Genomic DNA, 21,625 nt, shown 5'->3' with positions numbered 1-21,625 from the left:
TACCTGGCTGAGCTACGGCTGGCCGAAGGTCAGCGAGGGGTGGGGACTGGGGCTGGGGCGGGGGTGGCCTGTGGGGAAGGGGTGGGGGACAGGGCCGAAAGCGGGCGGGTGCGCAAGGACCAGAGCACTGCCAGCGTCGAAGTCCAGACCAGCCCGGAGCCGAGCATGTGCGCGGCCACCAGCGCCACCGGCAGGTGCGTGAAGTACTGCACGAAACCGATCAGCCCCTGCCCCATCTCCACCCAGAACAGCACCGCCGCGGCTTTGATCGCGGCCGGCGGCGCGTCCACCGCACGCAACGCGAACCACAACGCCACCGTCAGCCCGACCAGCAGGAACACCAGGTCGGCGTGGACTTGGGAGATCCGGTCGGGGTCGAGCCCGTTGCGTTTGGCCCCGTGGTCCCCGGAGTGCGGCCCGCTGCCGGTGACGACCACCCCGGCGGCGATGACCGCGAAGCTGACCGCGGTGGTGACCAGCGCGAGGTGCCGGATCGGGCCGGGGACCAGCGGAACCGGCTCACTGTCGCCCTGGTCGACGCGGCGCCACAGCGCGTACGCCCCGGCGATCAGCGCGACGGACAGGATGAAGTGCAGGCCGACCACCCACGGGTTGAGGTTGGTGAGCACGGTGATGCCACCGATGACGCCTTGACCGGGGATGCCGAGCGCGATGGCGACGGAGAGCCGGATCAGGGAGCGGCGGCGCCGGGCCAGCGCGCCCACGAAGCAGGCGACCGCGATGGCGACGAGCACGAAGGTGAGCAGCCGGTTGCCGAACTCGATGGCGCCGTTGATGCCCATCTCGGGGGTGGTCGTGTAGGACTCGTCGGTGCACCGGGGCCAGGTGGGGCAGCCGAGGCCGGAGGCGGTGAGGCGGACCGCGGCGCCGGTGACGATGATCCCGATGTTGGCGATCAGCGAGGCGAGGGCGAGGCCGCGCAGCGAGTCGCCGCACCACCGAACGGGACGGGAGGCCAGTAAAGCGGAGGACTTCACCGGGGGATCGTACGCTCGCCGGAGAATCGTGGTTTCCGCAGCTCTCCCCGCAGGTGGAACGGATCACCGAGCTTGGTGGAACGGATCTCCGGACGCTGGTGGGACGGATCACCGGACCCCGGTTTGCAGGGCTCCGAGTAAATACGTAACGTTGGAGTAGTGAAAAACGAGGTGCTGATCCAGATCGGCGCACCGGCTCCGGCCGGCGCGACCGACGGGCGCACCCGTGACCGGGTCGTGCAGCTTCTGCTGAAGCACGGCGCCACCACCGCGGCCCAGCTCGGGGCCGCGCTCGGCCTGAGCCCGGCCGCGATCCGCAAGCATCTCGACGTGATGCTCGCCGAGCGTCTGGTCGAGACGCGTGAGCTGCGACAGAGCAAGCCCCGAGGTCGGGGCCGGCCGGCGAAGGCCTTCGTGCTGACGGCTGCCGCCCGCGAGGATCTCAATCCGCATCACTACGACGGTCTCGCCACCGCCGCGCTGCGCTGGATCGCGCAGCAGCACGGTCCAGCGGCCGTCTCGGCTTTCGCCGCGACTCAGGTCAAGGCTCTCGAGGAGCGCTGCCAGGCGGCGATCGAGGAGGCCGGGCCCGATCCGATCGCCCGCGCCGAGGCGCTCGCCGAGGTGCTGACGGTCGAGGGTTACGCTGCCAACGCATCGGCGATCGCGTCCGGCGGGCAGTTGTGTCAACAGCATTGCCCGGTGGCTCACGTGGCCGCCGAGTTTCCTCAACTGTGCGACGCCGAGACCGAAGTCATCTCCCGGCTCATCGGCACTCACGTGCAGCGCCTCGCCACCATCGCGCACGGCGACGGGGTGTGCACCACGCACATCCCCGCCCTCGCCGTTCGCACCACCGCAATCACGGTTAGGACAGATACATGACTGACCAGATCGTCACTCAGGAAGAGCACCTCGCCGCTCTTGGTCGGTACGAATACGGCTGGGCTGACAGCGACACCGCCGGTGCGCTCGCTCAGCGCGGCCTGTCCGAGGCCGTGGTGCGCAACATCTCCGCGCTGAAGAGCGAGCCGCAGTGGATGCTCGACCTGCGCCTCAAGGGCCTGCGCCTGTTCGACCGCAAGCCGATGCCGCACTGGGGCGCCGACCTCACCGGTATCGACTTCCAGAACATCAAGTACTTCGTGCGGTCCACCGAGAAGCAGGCCGCCACGTGGGACGACCTGCCCGCTGACATCAAGGCGACGTACGACAAGCTCGGCATCCCCGAGGCGGAGAAGCAGCGTCTGGTCTCCGGCGTCGCCGCGCAGTACGAGTCGGAGGTCGTCTACCACGCGATCCGTGAGGACCTCGAGGAGCAGGGCGTCCTGTTCCTGGACACCGACACCGCGCTGCGGGAGCACGAGGAACTCTTCAAGGAGTACTTCGGCACCGTCATCCCGGTCGGCGACAACAAGTTCGCCGCGCTCAACACGAGCGTGTGGTCCGGTGGCTCGTTCATCTACGTGCCGAAGGGCGTGCACGTGGACATCCCGCTGCAGGCCTACTTCCGGATCAACACGGAGAACATGGGCCAGTTCGAGCGGACCCTGATCATCGCCGACGAGGGCAGCTACATCCACTACGTCGAGGGTTGCACCGCGCCGATCTACTCGTCGGACTCGCTGCACTCCGCGGTCGTCGAGATCGTGGTGAAGAAGAACGCCCGGGTGCGGTACACGACCATCCAGAACTGGTCGAACAACGTCTACAACCTGGTCACCAAGCGCGCCACCTGTGAAGAGGGCGCGACCATGGAGTGGGTCGACGGCAACATCGGCTCGAAGGTGACGATGAAGTACCCGGCGGTCTACATGACCGGCCCGTACGCCAAGGGTGAGGTGCTGTCGATCGCGATGGCCGGCGAGGGCCAGCACCAGGACTCGGGTGCCAAGATGGTGCACGCCGCGCCGCACACCTCGTCGACGATCATCTCGAAGTCGATCGCCCGGGGCGGTGGCCGCACGTCGTACCGCGGCCTGGTTCAGGTTCTGGAGGGTTCGTCCAGCTCGAAGAGCACGGTCAAGTGTGACGCGCTGCTGGTCGACACGATCTCCCGGTCGGACACGTACCCGTATGTCGACATCCGTGAGGACGACGTCAACATGGGTCACGAGGCGACCGTCTCCAAGGTCAGCGAGGACCAGCTCTTCTACCTGATGAGCCGGGGAATGACCGAGGACGAGGCGATGGCGATGATCGTTCGCGGCTTCATCGAGCCGATCGCCAAGGAGCTTCCGATGGAGTACGCCCTGGAGCTGAACCGCCTCATCGAGCTCCAGATGGAAGGGGCCGTGGGCTGACCTCAGCCCGGGCCATTCTCAAGAAGCGGACTAAAAGGAAGAAATGACTACCGAGGCCATCGCCCCGCCGAGCACCAAGTCGCAGGTGCTGCGCTCCTTCGACGTCGCCGACTTCCCGGCCCTCAACGGCCTGGAGGAGGAGTGGCGTTTCACCCCGCTGAAGCGGCTGCGTGACCTGGTCAAGGCCACCGAGCTGACCGGTGCCGCCCCGTCCGTGGAGTTCGGGGATCTCCCGGCCGGCGTGACGGTGTCGACGGCCGACGACGTCGAGGCGGTGCTGACCCCGTTCGACCGGGTCAGCGCCCTGGCCTACGGGTCGGCCGCCGGCGTCACCGTGATCGAGGTGGCGGCCGAGGCGGAGCTCGCCGAGCCGGTGGTGATCCGGCTGGTCGGCAAGGGCGGTGACGCGGCGGCCGCGCGCACCTTCGTCAAGGTGGGCGCGTTCGCCAAGGCGACGATCATCCTGCAGCAGACCGGCACGGTCACCCTCGCCGACAACATCGAGGTGGTGACCGGCGACAGCGCTCAGCTGACGTTCGTCACGCTGGCCGAGTGGGACCGGGACGCGGTTCAGGCCCAGCACGTGAAGCTGAAGGTCGGCCGGGACTCCCGGGTCGTGCACCTGCAGGTCACCCTCGGTGGCGACCTGGTGCGCCAGTTCACCAGCGTGGAGTACGCGGGCCGCGGTGGTGACGCCGAGCTGTGGGGTCTCTACTTCGCCGACGCCGGCCAGCACCAGGAGCACCGTCAGCTGGTCGACCACGTGGCCCCGGACTGCCGGAGCTACGTGGGTTACCGCGGCGCGCTGCAGGGTTCGTCGGCGCACACCGTCTGGGTCGGCGACGTGCTGATCCGGGCCACGGCGACCGGCACCGACACGTACGAGATCAACCGGAACCTGCTTCTCACCGACGGGGCGCGCGCCGACTCGGTGCCGAACCTGGAGATCGAGACCGGGGAGATCGCCGGTGCCGGGCACGCCAGCGCGACCGGCCGGTTCGACGACGAGCAGCTGTTCTACCTGATGGCGCGGGGCATCCCCGAGGGTGAGGCGCGCAAGCTGGTGGTTCGTGGCTTCTTCGCCGAGCTGATCAACAAGATCCCGGTCGAGGAGCTGCGTGAGCGGCTCGGGGACGTGATCGAGTCCCGTCTGGTCGAGGCCGGTCAGTAATGACTTTCGAGAACGTCGGTTCGGTGACGGACGTCGCGAAGGGCACCGCCCTCCAGGTGGAGGTCGACGGGGTCGAGGTCGCGATCGTCCATGCCGACGACGATCAGTTCTACGCCGTTCGCGACGAGTGCAGCCACGCCTCGGTGGCTCTCTCCGAGGGGGAGGTGGACGGGTGTGCGCTGGAGTGCTGGTTGCACGGCTCCCGGTTCGACCTGCGAACCGGTGAGCCCTCCGGACCGCCTGCCATCGACCCGGTGGCGGTCTATCCCGTCGAGATCCGCGACGGCGACATCTACGTTTCGACGATTCCTAGCAATGGAGTAGAGCCGTGAGCACTCTGGAGATCCGCGACCTGCAGGTGTCGGTGAAGCTGCCGGAGGGCGAGCTGAAGCCGATCCTGAACGGCGTCGACCTGACCGTGAAGGCGGGCGAGACGCACGCCATCATGGGCCCGAACGGCTCCGGTAAGTCGACCCTCGCCTACTCGATCGCGGGCCACCCGAAGTACGAGATCACCGGCGGCTCGGTGACCCTGGACGGCGTCGACGTGCTCGAACTGAGTGTCGACGAGCGCGCGCGGGCCGGTCTCTTCCTGGCCATGCAGTACCCGGTCGAGGTTCCCGGTGTCTCGGTGGCGAACTTCCTGCGGACCGCGAAGACCGCGATCGACGGTGAGGCGCCGAAGCTGCGCACCTGGGCCGGCGAGCTGCGCGGTGCCATGGAGAAGCTGCAGATGGACCCGGCGTTCGCGCAGCGCAACGTCAACGAGGGTTTCTCCGGCGGTGAGAAGAAGCGGCACGAGATCATGCAGCTCGAGCTGCTCAAGCCGAAGGTCGCGATCCTCGACGAGACCGACTCCGGCCTCGACATCGACGCGCTCCGGATCGTCTCCGAGGGTGTCAACCGGGTCCGCGAGACCGGTGAGACCGGCTTCCTGCTGATCACCCACTACACCCGGATCCTCCGCTACATCAAGCCCGACTTCGTGCACGTCTTCGTCGGCGGCAAGATCGTCGAAGAGGGCGGCTCCGAGCTGGCCGAGCGGCTCGAGGTCGAGGGTTACGAGAAGTTCCTCACCAAGGCCTGAGGAGTTCAGTCATGACCTTTGACGTCGCGCGGGTGCGCAAGGACTTCCCGATCTTCGAGCGGGAGGTGAACGGCCACCCGCTGGTCTACTTGGACAGCGCCAACACCTCGCAGAAGCCGGTGCAGGTGCTCGACGTCATGCGCGCGCACCAGGAGCGGTTCAACGCCAACGTGTCCCGTTCCGTGCACACGCTGGGCACCGAGTCCACCGAGGCCTACGAGGGTGCCCGGGCCCGGATCGCCGCGTTCATCGGCGCGGTGAGCCCGGACGAGGTGGTGTTCACCAAGAACTCCACCGAAGGCATCAACCTGGCCGCGTACTCGCTGGGTCAGATGTTGCGCCTGGGGCCCGGGGACGAGGTGGTGATCTCCGAGATGGAGCACCATTCCAACCTGGTCCCGTGGCAGCTGCTGTGTGAGCGGACCGGTGCCACGCTGCGCTGGTTCGGCATCACCGACGAGGGCCGGCTCGACGAGTCGAATCTCGACGAGCTGATCAACGAGCGTACGAAGATCGTCTCCGTGGTGCACATGTCGAACGTGCTCGGCACGGTCAACGACGTGTCCCGCATCTCGGCCCGCGCCCGTCAGCAGGGTGCGCTGCTGATGCTGGACTGTTCACAGTCGGTGCCGCACCTGCCGGTCGACGTGCGCACGCTGGGCGCCGACCTGATCGCGTTCACCGGCCACAAGATGCTCGGCCCGACCGGTATCGGTGTGCTGTGGGGCCGGGGCGCTCTGCTGGCGGAGATGCCGCCGTTCCTGTCCGGCGGCTCGATGATCGAGACCGTCACGATGACCGGCACCACCTTCGCCGCGCCGCCCGCGCGGTTCGAGGCGGGCACCCCGCCGATCACCGAGGCGATCGGTCTGGGCGCGGCCGTGGACTACCTGACCGGGCTGGGTATGGAGACGATCCACCAGCACGAGCAGGACATCACGCGGTACGCGCTGGACGCGCTCCAGTCGGTACCCGGGGTGCGGATCTTCGGTCCGGCCACCGTGGAGGGTCGTGGTGGCACGGTGTCGTTCGGCGTCGACGGGGTACACCCGCACGATGTGGGACAGATCTTGGACGCGCTCGGCGTCGAGGTGCGGGTGGGGCATCATTGCGCGCGGCCGGTGTGCTCACGGTTCAGTGTGCCGGCCATGACCAGGGCCTCGTTCTACCTCTACACGACGACGGACGAGATCGACGCCCTGGTGCGCGGTCTCGACCAGGTGAAGAAGGTGTTCGGCTGATGCTCGACGGTCTGTACCAGGAGATCATCCTCGATCACTACAAGAACCCGCACGGTCGTGGTCTGCGGGACCCGTTCGACGGGGAGGCGCACCACGTCAACCCGACGTGCGGCGACGAGATCACCGTGCGGGTCTCGGCGGATCTTTCCGAGATCTCGTACGACGGGCTGGGTTGTTCGATCAGCCAGGCTTCGGCTTCGGTGTTGCACGAGCTGGTCCAGGGGGAGCAGCTCGGGCGGGCCGCGGAGATCCACCACGCGTTCGTGGAGCTGATGCAGAGCCGTGGCCAGGTCGAACCGGATGAGGACGTGCTCGGTGACGGCATCGCCTTCGCCGGGGTCGCCAAGTTCCCGGCCCGGGTGAAATGTGCGCTGCTGCCGTGGATGGCGTTCAAGGACGCCGCGGCGCGCGCCGGTGTGGATGTGGGCATGAGCCCAGAAGTGAAGGCGTGACTGTCCTCGCCGGGCGGCATTCCGGCGGCGGGCGTGCTCAGGGAGGCAGAGCATGAGTGAACTGACCGATACCGCGAGGACGGTGGCCTCGGCCCCGGCCTCCGGCGCCGCACCCGGTGCGGGCGAAGAGGTTCCGGACTGGCTGGCCGATGAACGGGCCGCCGCCGTCGAAGCCGGTGATCCGGTGAAGGCGCCGTCGGTGAGTGTGTCGCCGACCGCTGAGGCCGACCCGTCGGCCGTGGTGGCGGTTCCGGACGCCGAGCCGGTGGCGGCCGCTGTGCCGTTCACCGGTAAGAAGGCGACGCTCGCCGAGGTCGAGGAGGCGATGAAGGATGTCGTCGATCCCGAGCTGGGGATCAACGTCGTCGACCTGGGCCTCGTCTACGGCAGCCACGTGGACGACGAGAACGTGGTCACCATCGACATGACGCTGACGTCGGCGGCGTGTCCGCTGACCGACGTGATCGAGGACCAGACCCGGCAGGCGCTGACGACCGGCCCCGGTGGCGGGCTGGTCCAGGACTTCCGGATCAACTGGGTGTGGCTGCCGCCGTGGGGCCCCGACAAGATCACCGACGATGGCCGGGACCAGCTCCGGGCTTTGGGTTTCAACGTCTGAGTAGTACGTCTCCAGGGCGGTGCGTTCATTGAACGCGCCGCCCTGTGTCGTACCCCGGTGGTAGAAACCGGGCATGACTTCGACTCCGCCGTTCCCTGAACTGCTGTCGCTGATCGAGAACCGGTCCGCGGCCCTGCGGGAGGCCGTCGCCGCGGCACCCGATCGCACCGCCCGGGTGCCCGGCTGCCCGGACTGGTCGCTCACCGACCTGGTCGCCCATCTGGGGGCGGTGCACCGGTTCTGGGCCGCCACGGTCTCCGAGGCCGACGACAGCCGGCCGCCCGCGCCTGAGCGGATCGGTGACCGGGAGCCGCACGGCGATCTGCTGGAGTGGTCGGCCGCGTCGACCGCTCTGCTGCTGGCGGCGTTGCGGGACGCCGGCCCGGAGGATCCGAGCTGGGCGTGGTGGGCCGGTTCGGGGGCGCCGTTGACGGCCGGCGCGGTGGCCCGGCATCAGGTGCAGGAGGCGGCGGTGCACGCCTATGACGCGCAGGAGACCATCGGCCGGCCGGAGCCGCTGCCCGCCGCGGTGGCGGTCGACGGGGTGGGCGAGTTCCTGTCGGTGGGTCTGGGTTCGCTCGGGGCGTGGCCGCATCGTCCGGCCCGGGTCGGGTTCCATGCCGTCGAGGGCCCGTCGTGGACGCTGGATCTGTCGCCGGTGGGCGCGAGACAGGGCCCGGCCGCCAGCGGTGAGCCGGTGACCCGGGTGCAGGCCACGGCGAGTGATCTGGTGCTGGCTCTCTACTGCCGTATTCCGCTTTCCGCGGTCCGAGTGGACGGTGATCGTTCGGTCGCCGAGCAGCTCACTGTCTGGAGCAACTCGGACTGATCGTCGTAATTGTCCGACGCGGGCCGGTTCTCCGGTCCGCGTTTCTTTTTTAATCGGTCGGCAATTCTTCCTCATCATTCCGGAAACCTGGCGGCGACATCCGGGAATCGAAAACGCTCCGTGACTAAGCGCACACTCGTCAATGCGGGCAGCTCAGGTGCTTTTCGTGCCAGAACTTAACCGGTTCAGGGTTGACGCTTCGCGGCATTACCGGCCACTGTGGAGCCGACGTCATGGGAGCGATTCCACCAGGAAGGCCAGCGATGACCTCGAGCACCGTCCCCAAGCCGCTCACCGGCCTGCCGGACTATGTCGGCGACGGTATCTACCTGCACGTTCGTGGTGAACGATTCATCGACTGCGCGTCCGGGACCTTCAATGTCTCCCTCGGCTACTCGGCCCCGGAGATCATCGAGGCCCTGCACGGGCAACTCGACCGAATCGTCCATCTCTCCTCCGAATTCACCCGCTCGCGATCAGCGGAGATCTTCGAGCTGATGCGTCCGGATCTGCCCGCCCATATCGGGGCGTTCTGGTTCCGCGACATCACCGGATCCGGCGCCAACGAGGCGGCGATCAGAATCGCGCAGAAAGCGACCGGCCGATCCGACATATTCTCGCTGTTCCTGTCGCATCACGGCCAGACCGTGGCCACCACCGGAGTGTCCGGAAACGCATTCCGGAACCGCAGTTTCTCCTTACCGATGGCACATTCCGTCAAGATTCCCGGCCCGGACTGCGCGAACTGCTTCTACGGCCAGACACCCGGCAGTTGCGCGATGATGTGCGCCCGCCGGCTCGAGGACTTCGTGGAGTACGCGTCCAGCGGACGGGTCGCGGCAGTGGTCGTCGAACCGATCATGGGCAACGGCGGCAACATCGTGCCGCCCCGCGACTACTACCGGGTACTGCGCGAGACCTGTGACCGGCTCGGCATCCTGATCATCGCCGACGAGGTGCAGACCGGCTTCGGGCGGACCGGATCGTTCTTCGCCTCCACCGGCTACGCCGCCGACCTGCGCCCGGACGTCATCACCTTCGCCAAGGGCGCCGGCGGCGTCGGCATCCCGGTCGCCGGTGTGCTGATGCGCCCCGAACTCGACGTCCTCGAACAGTGGGAGCACTCCAGCACCTCCGGTGCCAACCCCCTCGCGCTGGTCGCGCTGGAGGAGACGGTCAAGTACATCCGGAGCCACCACGTCCTGGACACCGTGGCCGTCTCCGGGGACCGGCTGCTCCGCGGCCTGCACACCCTCGCCCGCACGTTCCCGGAGATGACCGGGGTCCGCGGTGTCGGCCTGATGCAGGCGTTCGACCTGCCGACCAGCGTCGACGTCGAGGAGTTCATCGCCCTGGGCCGCCGGCACGGCCTGATCCTGCGCGGCAGCCGCTACGGATTCGGCAACACCGTCAAGGTCCGCCCGCCGCTGATCATCACCACCGCCCAGGTCGACGACCTGCTCAGCCGCCTGCGCGACACCCTGCACGACTATCAGAAGGAGGCCACGCGACCGTGAAAGCCCTCAAATACCGCGCCCCCTGGGACGTCGAGCTGACCGAGATCCCCGATCTGCACGTGATCGGCGACGACGACGTGGTCGTCGACATCAAGTTCTGCGGCGTCTGCGGCACCGACCTCGGCATCGTCTCCGGGTCCTACCCGGTCGCGGTCCCCGGCGTCACCCTCGGCCACGAGGCCAGCGGCATCATCGCCGAGACCGGCCCGGCCGTCACCGGCGTCACCGTCGGGGACCGGGTGGTGATCAACCCGACGCCGTACTGCGGGCGCTGCCGGATGTGCCGCACCCAGCGGATCAACCACTGCGTCAACAAACACGGCACCGAGAGCGGTGTCAGCTACGACGGCGCCTACGCCGGCCGCTACCGCACCACCTCGGCGTTCGTGCACCGCGTCCCGGACGACGTGTCGCTGCGGGCCGCCGCCCTGACCGAGCCGCTGAGCTGCGTGGTGGCCGGCGCCCGCAAACTGCAGCCGCCGTCGCTGAGCGCGTTCACCTACGTCTTCGGCGCCGGCCCGCTCGGCCTGCTCTACACCTGGGTGCTCTCGCTCAAGGGCCTGACCCCGGTCGTGATCGAGCACTCGCCGGCCCGCCTGGAGTTCGCCCGCGACCGGCTGCCCGACGGCACCGCCGCCTACGCGTCACTGGAGGAGGCCCGCAGCAAATACTTCAACGACCCGGACGCGCCCCTCGACATCGTCGTCGACACCACCTCGGCACTGCTGGAGGAACTGTTCCCGCAGCTCGCGCCCGGTGGCACGTACATGTCGATCGGTTTGAAGGAAAGATCTGCCGCGATCGACACGATGCTGCTCGCCGATCGGAGCCTGTCGATCATCGGGTCGATCGACTCGCTGCACGGCTCCTTCGACGAGGCGTTCCACCTGATCACCACCGGCCGGATCCCGGCCGAACGCCTGGTCAGCCACGTGATCCCGCTCGACGACTTCAAGACCGGTTTCGCGGCCCTGGGGTGCGATGTGGACGGACGGCGGTTCGGTCCGGCCGACCAGGCGAGCTGCAAGGTGCTGATCGCCCCGGGCGACCTCGATGAGTGACCGCAAGATCAGCCTTGTCATCCCGTACCGGAACCGGCCCGGAAATCTTCGGCTCGCCCTCGCCGCACTGGCCGATCAGACGCTGCCCGCCGACGAGTTCGAGGTCGTGCTCGGCGTCCTCGACGACAGCGGGGAACACGCCGCGATCAGCCGGGAGTTCGCCGGCCGCCTCGACGTCGTCACCGTGACGTCGAGCCGGCCCTGGCAGGTCGGCGCCGCCCGCAACCTGGCCCTGCGGCAGGCCTCCGGCGCGGTCGTGGTGCTGATGGACGTCGACATGGTCCTGCCCGCACGATCCTTGGAAAACCTGTGGACCAGCCATTTCCGGTACGGGCAACGCGCCTGCGTGGTCGGCCAGATGATCAACTACGACAACAACACCGGTGACGTCACCGAAGTCACCACGCTGCCCTACGAGCACTACCGCAAAGTCCTCGACGACCTGCAGACCACCGGCACCGGCGACCAGGACCCGCGGATGACCGCTGCGCACGTGATCCCCTGGTCGTTCGCGTGGACGGCCCTGATCGCCCTGCCGCGTGCCGAGACCGGAGAGTTCGATCCCGGGTTCCACGGCTACGGCGTCGAGGACCTGGAATGGGCCTACCGGGTGGCGCGCTCCGGAACCCCGATCGTGATGGGCCGCGACTTCTTCGGCGTGCACCTGCCGCACGTGCGCAGCGTCGCGGCGAACAAGCGCAGCGAGGGCCCCAACTACCGGTACTTCCTGCGCAAATGGCCGGCCCTGGACGTCGAGTTGGCCTGCGCGTTCGGGGACTTCGAGGCCAACGAGCATTACCTCGCCCTGCGCGGCACGGCGGCCGGGACCCTCGGCGTCGTGCTGACCGGGGATTCCGAGCTGGTGGTCGGCGTGCCGGCCGGCGGGGCTTTCGGTGGGGCTGAGGTTCTGCCGCTGCTCGGGCTGGCGCTGCCGTTCGAGGACGGCAGTATCGACCGGGTCCGGGTGCTGGACCCGATCACCGCGTTGCCGTCGCCGTACCGCGAGAAGGTCCTCGCCGAAGTCCGCCGTGTGACGGCTTCGCGGTGATCCTCGACGAACTGCTCGACGTCGCCGTGCACGCGGCCCGGGACGGCGGGCGGGTGATCCGGGCCGCCGGAACGGTCCGCGCGATCGGCCACAAGTCCAGCGGCACCGACCACGTGACCGAAGTCGATCTGGCGAGCGAGGCGGCGATCATCGCCTACCTCGCCGCGGCCCGCCCGCACGACGGCCTGCTCGGGGAGGAGGGCGGGGCGCGGGCCGGGACGTCCGGGTTGCGGTGGGTGGTCGATCCGGTCGACGGCACCACCAACCTGTTGTACGGGTCACCGCACGTCACCGTCAGCATCGCGGCGGAACAGCAGCTCCCGGACGGTACCTGGCGGACCGTCGTGGGAGTCGTCCACGACCCGTCGCGTTCGGAGACGTTCACCGCGGCCCGTGGCCGGGGCGCCCGTCTCAACGGCGACCCGATCCGGGTCAACGATCCGGTGCCGCTCGACCGGGCGCTGGTGACGACCGGTTTCGCCTATCAGCCGTCGTCCCGGGCACGGCAGGCGGCGACCGTCGTGGCGCTGCTGCCCCGGATCCGCGACATCCGCAGCCACGGCAGCGCCGCCCTGGAACTCTGCTGGCTCGCCGCCGGCCGTTGCGACGCCTACTACGAGGACGAACTCGCCCCCTGGGACTTCGCCGCCGGCGCGCTGATCGCGGCGGAGGCGGGAGCGACCGTCGTTCCGCTGGGCTCCGGAGTACTGGCCGCCGGCCCGGCCCTGACCGCACTTCTTCTCTCCGACGGGACATTCCATGACGCCGTACCGCGTTGAACAGATTCTCGACCGGGACCCGCCGCGACTGCGGGTGCTGTTCGTCGTCTTCCTCACCCTCGTCCCGATCTTCGCCGTCTGGCGGACCGCTGTCGTCAACTGGGACGTCTGGTACGGCCCGCTCGCCTGGGCCGCCGAGATGTTCGCCGTGGTGACGACGACCATCTTCGTGGTGTCGCTGCGCCACAGCACCCGCCCGGTGCCCCGCACCGTGGACCTGCCGGTCATGAGCAGCGTCGACATCCTGGTGCCGACCGTCAACGAGCCGCTGCCGGTCCTCGAACCGACAGTCATCGGGGCGCTCCGGGTCCGCGGTGTCCGCGACGTGATCGTGCTGGACGACGGCGACCGCGCCGAGATCCGGGCGATGGCGGCCCGGCTCGGCGCCCGCTACCTGCCCCGGACCAGCAGTGAGGGTGCCAAAGCCGGCAACCTCAACCACGGGCTGCGGATCACCGACGCCGAGTTCGTGATCACCCTGGACGCCGACCACATCCCGCTGCCCGAGTTCATCGAACGGACCCTCGGCTACTTCGACGACCCCGGTGTGGCCGTCGTCCAGTCGCCGCAGTCGTTCTACAACACCGAATCGTTCACCTTCCGCCGCCGCGGCGGCTCCGACAGCGCCTGGCACGAGCAGGAGATGTTCTACGGCGGCGTGCAACCCACCAAGAACAGCACCAACAGCGCCATCTACACCGGTACGTCGGCGATGCTGCGACAGTCCGCACTGGACTCGGTCGGCGGATTCGCCGAGGACACCTCCACCGAGGACATCCACACCTCGATGCGGATGCACGCCCACGGCTGGAAGTCGGTCTACCTCGAAGAACCCTTGGCGTACGGCCTGGAGGTCGACAATCTGCGGCAGTACTACGGCACCCGGCGCCGGTGGGCGATCGGCAGTCTGCACCTGCTGCTGCGGCACGCCGACTCGCCACTGCGCATCCGCGGGCTGACGATCCACCAGCGGCTCAACTACCTGAGCGCCATGGTCGCCCACTTCCAGGGACTGAACCGGATGCTCTACCTGATCATCCCGGTCGCGGCGCTCACCACCGGCGTGGCGCAGGTGCGGGGCCCGTACGCCATCTATGGTTTTGCCTTTCTCGCCTTCACCGTCTTCTCGATCTACACCGTGGTCCGGTTCGGCCGTGGCCACTACCACCTGCTGCACAGTGAGGCGTTCGCCGTCGCGGACACCCTGCCGATGCTCGCCGCCCTGCCCGCGGCCCTGTTCGGTGAACGGCAGTTCGGCGTCACCCAGAAACGCGGGCTGCGCACCGCCGACGCCCGCCTGAAATGGGCCTACCGGATCTTCACGCTGGTCGAACTGTCCGCCCTCGGCTTCGCGGTGACCCGCCTCGTGCAGGGCGAACACGTCGTCATCGCCGCCTGGGCCGCCGCGTCCCTGGCGATCAGCACCGGCTACGCGGTGTTCTTCCTGATCGGGATGGAACGCTACGAACGCCGTCTGGTCACCCCCTGGTACACCCACCTCGAACCGGAACAGCTGTACCGTCGGATTGCCTCCGGCCCGGATCGGGAACACGTACCGGCATGACCGTCATCGGAGCCGTGTGCCTGCCGCAACTGCCCCCGGAACGCTTCCACGACCTGGTCCGCACCGCCGACGAAGCGGGCCTGGCCGAGCTGTGGCTCTGGGAGGACTGCTTCCTCGGCGGCGGGGTGGCCACCGCGTCGGCCGCCCTCGCCTGGAGCAGCCGGCTGCGCGTCGGTGTCGGACTGCTCCCGGTGCCGCTGCGCAACGTCGCCCTCACCGCGATGGAACTGGCCACCCTGCACCGGCTCTTCCCAGGCCGCGTCCAGATCGGCGTCGGCCACGGCGTGCAGGACTGGATGGGCCAGGTCGGCGCCCGGGTCAAGTCACCGATGACGCTGCTCCGGGAACACGTCACCGCACTGCGGGGCCTGCTGGACGGTGACCGGGTCACCACGGCCGGCCGGTACGTCCAACTCGACGGGGTCGCCCTGGACTGGCCGCCGGAGAGTTTCGTCCCGATCCTGGTCGGCGCTTCCGCACCCCGCACCCTGGAACTCGCCGCCACCGCCGGTGACGGTGTCATCCTGGCCGGCGGCACCACCCCCGGCCAGGTGCGGGCCGCCCGGGAAACCCTCGGCGACGGGCAGCTCGTGGTCTACCTGCACGCCGCCACCGGCGCGGACGCGGCCGAACGACTGGAACGCGAACGGGTCCGCTGGAGTTACCCCACCCTCGACGACCGGGCTGTCGCCGGGGACGCCGCCGCCATCACCGAGCAGGTCCGGCGCTGGGCTTCCGCCGGAGCCGACACCGTCGTCCTGCAGCCCACCCCCGACGACCCCGACCCGGAAGGCTTCCTCCGGTTCGTGGCGGGCCTGTCCCTCTGATCTCTCTTCAAGCGGTCGCTATCGCCGGCCTGGTGTCCCGCTGCGGATGTTCGTCCAGCTCACGCCAGGCCGGGAAGAGGAACGGTGCCACCGTGACGGTCAGGTAGCCGATGGCGGCGGCCAGCGCGGCGTTCCGCAGACCCAGCAGGTCGGTGGCCCAGCCGCCGACGACCCCGCCGAACGGGATCCCCGCCCACGACACCGCGATCAGCACACTGATCACCCGGCCGTGCAGACGGGTCGGGATACGCCGGTAGACGGCGGTCATCAGGATCGGGTTCACCGTCGACATCAGAGCACCAGCCAGAGCCGCGACGGTCAGGACCATCCACACCCGATCAGTCAGCGCCAGCGCCAGCAGCTGCGCCGGGCCACCCAGGAAGAAGCAGATCGCGAGAGTACGGCGGCGGGGCAGCCGTGGCGCGAGCAGCGTGTAGATGATGTTGCCGGCTACGGCCCCCAGCCCGAACGCGGTGCCGATCACCCCGAGCGCGGCCGGGCCGTGCGGGCCCTGCCGAACCCAGACCGGCACGAACACGGTGGCGAACGCCTGATCGAACATGTTCGTGACGAACAGCATCGACATCACCCCGAGGATGAGCCGGTCGGAACTGACGTACCGGAAACCGTCCCGTAACGCCCCCGCATAACCCTGTTCCTCGCACTCGGCCACCGCCGCCGCGTCCGGCCGGCCGACCCGGACCGTCGTCACGATGACCAGCGCGCTTGCCGCGAACGAGAACGCGTCGAACAGCAGCACCGTCTCCGCCCCGAACGCCGCGATCAGGACACCGGCCAGCGGCAGCCCGAGCAGGGTGGAGGCGCGGCAGACCCCGTCGTACAACGCGGTGCCCCGCTCGGTCGACAGGCCGGCCGCGGCGATCGTCCGTGGCAGCAGGGCCCGCTTGGCCGCGTCACCGAACCCGCGCAGCGCCCCCGCCAGCGCGATCAGCGCCAGCAGCGCGCCCAGCGACACCCCCTCCAGGCAGCCGAGCAGCGGAATGCCGGCCACCGCGAGAACACTCGCCGTGTCCGCGGCCACCGCCGTCGGCCGCGGGCCCACCCGGTCGACGATCGGGCCGCCGAGCAGCCCTGCCAGCACGTAGGGCAGCATCTCGGCCAGCCCCGCCAGCCCGGCGAGCAGGGCGGAGTCCTGAGTGGTCAGAACCAGCCACGGGATGGCCACGAAGGTGATCCGGCTGCCGAGCATGGAGATCGCCTCGGCGGTCAGGAGCGCACCGAGCTGGCGGTTCACCGCTCGGCGCGGGCGGGCCGGCCCGTAGGGGTGAGGCACCGTCCGGACACGACATTCTTGGCAGTGATAATCATCGATGCCTGGCCGCGTTTCACGCCGGCGGCAGGTGGTCGACCGTGTTGTACCGGTCCAGCGTGAGCCCTCTCGGCCCACTGACGAAGACCGAGATCGAAGCATTGCGTACGCTGCCCGACTCTCGTTCCACCGCCAGCACATCGTCCCAGCTCAACTGCCCGACGACCGCCCGCATCATCAGCACCACCGCGTCATGCGCCACCACGACGACCCGCCGCCCCGGGTGATCGGCGTGCAGATCGTCCAGGAAGGACTTCAGCCGCACCGCGATGTCCGCGAACGACTCGCCACCCGGTGGGACGTACTCGAACTCGCCCGCCGCCGCCCGCCGCGCCGGCTCCTCCGGGAACCGGGCCCGCACCGCCGCCCGGGTCAGCAACTCCAGGTCACCCATCAGCCGGTCGACCAGCCGATCATCGGTACGTGGCTCCGGCAGCGCGAGCCCCGGCGCCTCAGCGGTTGTCCGCGTGGTCTCCCGCGCCGTCTCGGCGGCTATCCGCCACGTTTCCCGCGCCCTCAGATACGGCGACGTGATCACCACCTCCGGTCTGCGCTCCGCAGGCAGTCCCGCCAGCCAGCGGCCCACCGCGGCGGCCTGCTCCTCCCCGAGCCCGGTGAGCGGGATCTCGGCGTCCGGCCCGCTCACCGCCGCCTCCAGCAGCCCTTCCGCGTCAGCGGCCGGGAAGGCGACGTTGGCCAGGCTCTGCCCGTGCCGGACCAGAATCAGTTCAGCGACCATGATCGGACCCTACCCACCCGACCACCCGACGGTCACGTTCCGAATTCACCAAGAAGCATCAAGTAACTTCACCAACCGCACGAAAAGACCTGCCATTGCATCCGCAGCCCCCATCCGGACGTGCGCGGGCACTCCCTCACCCCATCCCGAAGCCCTCGCCTGCCGTTCCACCAGTACCTACGCGGCCCCGAACAGGCACCCACCAGGCCCCTTCCACCGCTCTGCGACCAGACCACCAGTCCGGCCCCTTCCACCCGCTTTCTCCGTCCGGTCGGTCCTTCCCTCTCCGGCTTCCCTGCGGCCGTCTCTCTCAGCCAGTCCCTTCGGCCGCTCACCGGTCCTGGCTGTCAGGCCGGCCCCAGACGTGGGACTGTGCCGTTCGCGTTACGGACCCCAGGCGGTCAGGGCTGGCTGGTCTGCGGACGCGAATGAGCGGCCGGGCCTGGATCGCCAGCTGAGTGGCCGGGCCTGGATCGCCAGCGGAAAACGGGTGGCGTCGGGGCAGCCGGGAGTTCGATGATGGCGGGCGTGACCGAGAAGAAGCCTTTCCCCGCCGTACCTGTCGTCGTGGCCGAACGGGCCGCGCGACAGCAGCCGGCCGCCGGCGAGACGGCGGGTGTTCGGCAGCGGTCATGAACGGCGCATTCCTGGCCGGTGTGATCGCCGGCTACGGGATCGCCGTGCCCGTCGGGGGCATCGGAGTGCTCATCGTCGGTCTCAGCGCGCGAATCTCCCTGCGGGTCGGCGCGGCAGCCGGTCTGGGTGCCGCCACCGCGGACGGCATCTACGCCCTGGTGGCGGTCGCCGGCGGGGCAGCCGTGGCGCGCGTGGTCGCACCGATCGCCGAACCACTGCGCTGGACCGGCGCGACGGTCCTCCTGGCCCTGGCAGCCTGGACGGCTTGGACGGCGATCCGCAGCTCCGGAGTCAAGGAACGCGATGAACGCCCCGCCACACCTCTCCGCGCCTACCTGGGAGTCCTGGGCCTGACCCTGCTGAACCCGGCCACCGTGATCTACTTCGCGGCCCTGGTCGTGGGCGGCGGCGCGGTCGGCGATGCAGGCGGAGCCGATGGCGGCGTTTCGGTCGCCGCTGCCTCTGGCGCAACTGCTTCGGGTGCTACGGCTTCGGGCGCCGGTACCTTAGGCGCTGGTGGCGGCTGGTTCGTCACCGGTGCCTTCCTGGCCTCAGCGAGCTGGCAGCTACTCATAGCCGGCGGCGGTTCCCTGATCGGCCGTCTCCTGACCAGCGACCGAGGCCGCCTGATCACCGCCCTGGTCTCCAGCCTCGTGATCACCAGCTTCGCCCTGCACCTGCTCCTAACCGCCTGACAGGTGCCCTATTCGCATCTGGTCACCGCAATACTCATGAGTTCGCTGCCGCCAACGGCGAGGTGCCACTCGTCTCAGGCGGCGAGAGGGCTATCGAGGTGAGGCGACCCGGACAGCAGGACGCCGCCGCCGACGCCGCCGCCGAAGCCGCGGGCTGGTTGATGGGCTCGGCTGGCTCTGGTGGCCATGAGGTGAAGGCCGGCCTTGAGGGCGAAGGCGGGGTGGGTCGTCACAGATGCTTGGCGGCCTCCCGGATGGAGAGTGGGGACAGGTGGTCGGCGTGGGCGGTCAGGAACGAGCGAACCGCGGTGGGGTCGGTGCGGGCGTAGTGCCGTAAAGCCCAGCCGATCGCCTTGCGGACGAAGAAATCCTGGTGGCCGGCCTGGGCGGCGCAGTAGCCGAAGAGGCGCTCGGTGTCGGTGGCCGGGCCGTAGAGCAACTGGTGCAGGATCGCGGTGCGGACCAGCCACATGTCGTCCGCGATCGACCACTCGTCCATCCGGGTGGTCAGTGCCGGATGGCGGCGGACCAGCCCGGCGACCACGTGCGTTGCCAGCGGGTCCACTGTGTCCCACCAGGATCTCGTGGTGATCAACTCGGCGGTGGTGGTCAGGAAGCCCGGGCCGGGGGTCTTGATGTGGGCGGTCAGATAGTCGCAGGCGAACTGCTGGAACTCCCGTTCCTCGCGGGACCAGCACGCCAGCGCCACCTCGCGGAGATCGGCCTCGGTGGGTTTCGGCAGGCCCTTCAGCGCCACTCGGGCCTGAGCCCGGCGGACCGCGCTGGTCAGGCCGAGGAACGGGAACTGGTCGCGCAGGTAAGCGGCCGCCCCGACCGCTCGTGCCGGATCGCGGGCGGCCTCGAACGCGCTGGTGAGACGGTCCATCAGGACCACGGTGAGGTCGCTCATGCCCCGCATCCTGCCACCGGGCCACGACAGGATTCCGCCGGTCTGTGGACAACCGGAGGAAGCAGCGGGCGGTCTGTGGACAACGGCCGGAGGTGGTTCGGCGGGTCGTAGGGTGGGGGTGTGGGCGAGCGAGCAGCAGCAGGCGGCGGGAAGTGGGTGGATGTCGCGCCGGGGCGGTTGTCGCGGTGGCTGGCCAATTTCGGGGCGCGGCACGACTCGTACCGGGAAGAGGGTCTGACCCTGATCGGCGGGGACGGTGCGACGGCGACGCTGTATCCGCCGCCGGGAGCCGGGCCGGTGGGGACGATCGCCGAGCTGATCGAGCAGGCCGGTGCGCCGCGCAGGCTGGGATTGCTGCTGGCCCGTAAGGGGGCGGTCGCGGTGGGGATCGCCGACGGGGCAGAGCTGATCGTGTCCAAGGTGGACCGGAACTACGTGCAGGGGCGGACGGCCGCGGGTGGCTGGTCGCAGCAGCGGTTCGCGCGGCGGCGGGACAATCAGGCCAAGGCGGCGGCGTCCGACGGGGCCGGGATCGTGGGACGCATTCTTCTTCCGGAGGTGCGGTCGCTGGTGGCGGTCGTCACCGGTGGAGACCGGACGGCTGTGGACGCGATCCTGTCGGTGCCCCAGTTGGCGGCGGTGGTCGCGTTGCGTACCGAAAGAATGTTGGAAGTCCCTGAGCCACGCCATGCGGTGCTGGTGTCGGCGGTGGCGGCGGCCCGGGCCGTGCCGGTCCTGATCCACGAACCGGCCGGCGCCGAAGGGCACCGGCCGGGGACTGCGATCGGCTGACCACTGCGGGGGAGCGGGTCAGCCGACCGCACCTGAGCGGGTCAGCCGACCCCGCCAGAGTGAAGTCAGGTGACTGCAACTGAGTGGGTCAGGTGACTGCGCCGGCCTTGAAGGTGTCGCACTGCTTCGGGTCGCCGGACTCCCAGCCGACCCGGAACCACTTCTGCCGCTGCTCGGACGTGCCGTGGGTGAACTGTTCGGGGTTCACCTCGCCGCCGCCGCGACCCTGGAGGGCGTCGTCGCCGATCTGGCCGGCGGTCTGGATGCCCTCCTGGACGTCGGCGTCGGTGAGGCTGGTGAAGATCTTGTCGCCGTCCTTGTCGGTGGTGCTCGACGCGGAGTGCGCCCACGCGCCGGCGTAGCAGTCGGCCTGCAGTTCCAGCTTGACCGACTCCTGGTTGGCCGAGTCCGGGTCGCGTTCCTGGCGGCGGCGCATCTCCGCCTCGGTGCCGAGGACGTCCTGGATGTGGTGGCCGTACTCGTGGGCCAGCACGTAGGGCTGCGCGAACTCGCCCGGGGCGCCGAGGTCTTTCGCGAGCACCTGGTAGAAGGTGAGGTCGATGTACACCTTGTCGTCGGCGGGGCAGTAGAACGGGCCGACACCGGAGTCAGCGGCGCCGCAGGCGGTGTTGACGTTGCCGGAGAAGAGGTGGGTCTTGGCAGGCTGGTACTGCTCGCCGAACGAGTCCGGGAGCTGTTTCGCCCAGTAGTTCTGGATCGACGTCACATAGAGCCCGTTACGGCACTCCAGCACCTGGACTTTCTGGGCGTCGTCGCTGCACTGGGTGAGTGGCTGCCCGGTCGACTCGCCGCCGCCCCCACCCAGCGTGTTGATCCCGAAGTAGCCGCCGACCACGGCGATGATCAGCGTCACCACGATGCCGGCAAGACCGCCGCCACCGATCGGCAGACCACCGCCGCCACCGCCTCCACCTGATCCACGGCCGTCCTCGATCTGACTGGTGTCGATGTCGGCGCGCTCGTTGAGTTCCATATTCGTCTCACCTTCACCACGGGTTGCCGGGCG

The 21,625-nt window shown here is 69.2% G+C and carries 22 protein-coding genes; 17 read left to right on the top strand and 5 right to left on the bottom strand.

The genetic code is table 11. The annotated features are described in order from the left end of the window. Positions 1-29: 29 nt before the first annotated feature. On the bottom strand, positions 30-998 hold the full coding sequence (locus tag BLU81_RS24345; protein ID WP_231953490.1) for a COX15/CtaA family protein: 969 nt from the start codon (positions 996-998) through the stop codon (positions 30-32). A gap of 159 nt (positions 999-1,157) precedes the next feature. On the opposite strand from BLU81_RS24345, the gene BLU81_RS24340 reads away from it, so the two are divergent. The 15 genes from BLU81_RS24340 (at position 1,158) to BLU81_RS24270 (ending at position 15,496) form a co-directional block, all read left to right on the top strand. After that, positions 1,158-1,883, top strand: coding sequence for a helix-turn-helix transcriptional regulator (locus tag BLU81_RS24340; RefSeq protein ID WP_092546787.1), 726 nt, complete (start codon positions 1,158-1,160; stop codon positions 1,881-1,883). After that, positions 1,880-3,301 carry a Fe-S cluster assembly protein SufB gene (gene sufB, locus BLU81_RS24335; protein ID WP_092546786.1) on the top strand — a complete coding sequence of 474 codons (1,422 nt, stop codon included), beginning with the start codon at positions 1,880-1,882 and terminating at the stop codon, positions 3,299-3,301. The genes BLU81_RS24340 and sufB overlap by 4 nt, the downstream gene beginning before the upstream one ends. Positions 3,302-3,344: 43 nt before the next feature. Next, entirely contained in the window at positions 3,345-4,472 is a 1,128-nt protein-coding gene (gene sufD, locus BLU81_RS24330) for a Fe-S cluster assembly protein SufD (protein WP_092546785.1), read from the top strand. Beyond that, positions 4,472-4,804 carry a Rieske (2Fe-2S) protein gene (locus BLU81_RS24325; protein WP_092546784.1) on the top strand — a complete coding sequence of 111 codons (333 nt, stop codon included), beginning with the start codon at positions 4,472-4,474 and terminating at the stop codon, positions 4,802-4,804. The genes sufD and BLU81_RS24325 overlap by 1 nt, the downstream gene beginning before the upstream one ends. After that, positions 4,801-5,559, top strand: coding sequence for a Fe-S cluster assembly ATPase SufC (gene sufC / locus BLU81_RS24320; RefSeq protein WP_092546783.1), 759 nt, complete (start codon positions 4,801-4,803; stop codon positions 5,557-5,559). The genes BLU81_RS24325 and sufC overlap by 4 nt, the downstream gene beginning before the upstream one ends. Before the next feature lie 11 nt (positions 5,560-5,570). Next, positions 5,571-6,800 carry a cysteine desulfurase gene (locus tag BLU81_RS24315; protein WP_092546782.1) on the top strand — a complete coding sequence of 410 codons (1,230 nt, stop codon included), beginning with the start codon at positions 5,571-5,573 and terminating at the stop codon, positions 6,798-6,800. After that, entirely contained in the window at positions 6,797-7,252 is a 456-nt protein-coding gene (gene sufU / locus BLU81_RS24310; protein WP_092557572.1) for a Fe-S cluster assembly sulfur transfer protein SufU, read from the top strand. The genes BLU81_RS24315 and sufU overlap by 4 nt, the downstream gene beginning before the upstream one ends. Positions 7,253-7,451: 199 nt before the next feature. Beyond that, complete coding sequence (locus BLU81_RS24305; protein WP_373873276.1) at positions 7,452-7,871, top strand: metal-sulfur cluster assembly factor; 420 nt, start codon at positions 7,452-7,454, stop codon at positions 7,869-7,871. 73 nt (positions 7,872-7,944) lie between these two features. Next, positions 7,945-8,700 (top strand): maleylpyruvate isomerase family mycothiol-dependent enzyme, encoded by a 756-nt coding sequence (locus BLU81_RS24300; protein WP_092546780.1) that lies wholly within the window; start codon positions 7,945-7,947, stop codon positions 8,698-8,700. 263 nt (positions 8,701-8,963) lie between these two features. After that, entirely contained in the window at positions 8,964-10,217 is a 1,254-nt protein-coding gene (locus BLU81_RS24295; protein ID WP_092546779.1) for an aspartate aminotransferase family protein, read from the top strand. Then, entirely contained in the window at positions 10,214-11,278 is a 1,065-nt protein-coding gene (locus BLU81_RS24290) for a zinc-dependent alcohol dehydrogenase (RefSeq protein ID WP_092546778.1), read from the top strand. The genes BLU81_RS24295 and BLU81_RS24290 overlap by 4 nt, the downstream gene beginning before the upstream one ends. After that, positions 11,271-12,326, top strand: a complete 1,056-nt coding sequence (locus tag BLU81_RS24285) for a glycosyltransferase (RefSeq protein WP_092546777.1) — start codon at positions 11,271-11,273, stop codon at positions 12,324-12,326. The genes BLU81_RS24290 and BLU81_RS24285 overlap by 8 nt, the downstream gene beginning before the upstream one ends. Further along, positions 12,323-13,105, top strand: coding sequence for an inositol monophosphatase family protein (locus BLU81_RS24280; protein ID WP_092546776.1), 783 nt, complete (start codon positions 12,323-12,325; stop codon positions 13,103-13,105). Before BLU81_RS24285 ends, BLU81_RS24280 begins: the two co-directional genes overlap by 4 nt. Further along, on the top strand, positions 13,086-14,669 hold the full coding sequence (locus tag BLU81_RS24275; RefSeq protein WP_092546775.1) for a glycosyltransferase family 2 protein: 1,584 nt from the start codon (positions 13,086-13,088) through the stop codon (positions 14,667-14,669). The genes BLU81_RS24280 and BLU81_RS24275 overlap by 20 nt, the downstream gene beginning before the upstream one ends. Then, positions 14,666-15,496, top strand: a complete 831-nt coding sequence (locus BLU81_RS24270; RefSeq protein WP_092546774.1) for an LLM class flavin-dependent oxidoreductase — start codon at positions 14,666-14,668, stop codon at positions 15,494-15,496. Before BLU81_RS24275 ends, BLU81_RS24270 begins: the two co-directional genes overlap by 4 nt. A gap of 7 nt (positions 15,497-15,503) precedes the next feature. On the opposite strand, the gene BLU81_RS24265 is transcribed toward BLU81_RS24270, so the two are convergent. Further along, on the bottom strand, positions 15,504-16,790 hold the full coding sequence (locus tag BLU81_RS24265; protein WP_231953488.1) for an MFS transporter: 1,287 nt from the start codon (positions 16,788-16,790) through the stop codon (positions 15,504-15,506). 52 nt (positions 16,791-16,842) lie between these two features. After that, positions 16,843-17,565, bottom strand: coding sequence for a histidine phosphatase family protein (locus BLU81_RS24260; protein WP_092546772.1), 723 nt, complete (start codon positions 17,563-17,565; stop codon positions 16,843-16,845). A 632-nt stretch (positions 17,566-18,197) separates the two neighbouring features. On the opposite strand from BLU81_RS24260, the gene BLU81_RS24255 reads away from it, so the two are divergent. Continuing rightward, positions 18,198-18,896 (top strand): LysE family transporter, encoded by a 699-nt coding sequence (locus BLU81_RS24255; protein ID WP_092546771.1) that lies wholly within the window; start codon positions 18,198-18,200, stop codon positions 18,894-18,896. A gap of 229 nt (positions 18,897-19,125) precedes the next feature. Here the strand turns inward: BLU81_RS24255 and BLU81_RS24250 are convergent, their stop codons facing one another. Beyond that, on the bottom strand, positions 19,126-19,806 hold the full coding sequence (locus tag BLU81_RS24250; RefSeq protein ID WP_092546770.1) for a DNA alkylation repair protein: 681 nt from the start codon (positions 19,804-19,806) through the stop codon (positions 19,126-19,128). Between the two features lie 120 nt (positions 19,807-19,926). On the opposite strand from BLU81_RS24250, the gene BLU81_RS24245 reads away from it, so the two are divergent. Beyond that, entirely contained in the window at positions 19,927-20,598 is a 672-nt protein-coding gene (locus BLU81_RS24245; protein WP_092546769.1) for an acVLRF1 family peptidyl-tRNA hydrolase, read from the top strand. An 88-nt stretch (positions 20,599-20,686) separates the two neighbouring features. Here the strand turns inward: BLU81_RS24245 and ypfJ are convergent, their stop codons facing one another. Then, the gene (ypfJ, locus tag BLU81_RS24240; protein ID WP_092546768.1) at positions 20,687-21,592 is read right to left on the bottom strand and encodes a KPN_02809 family neutral zinc metallopeptidase; all 906 of its coding nucleotides are present in this window, start codon (positions 21,590-21,592) and stop codon (positions 20,687-20,689) included. Between the last annotated feature and the right edge of the window lie 33 nt (positions 21,593-21,625).

The sequence above is a fragment of the Actinoplanes derwentensis genome, from assembly GCF_900104725.1.
GTDB lineage: Bacteria > Actinomycetota > Actinomycetes > Mycobacteriales > Micromonosporaceae > Actinoplanes > Actinoplanes derwentensis.
Note: the sequence above shows the minus strand (reverse complement) of the source record. Positions and strands in the feature narration are given on the sequence as shown.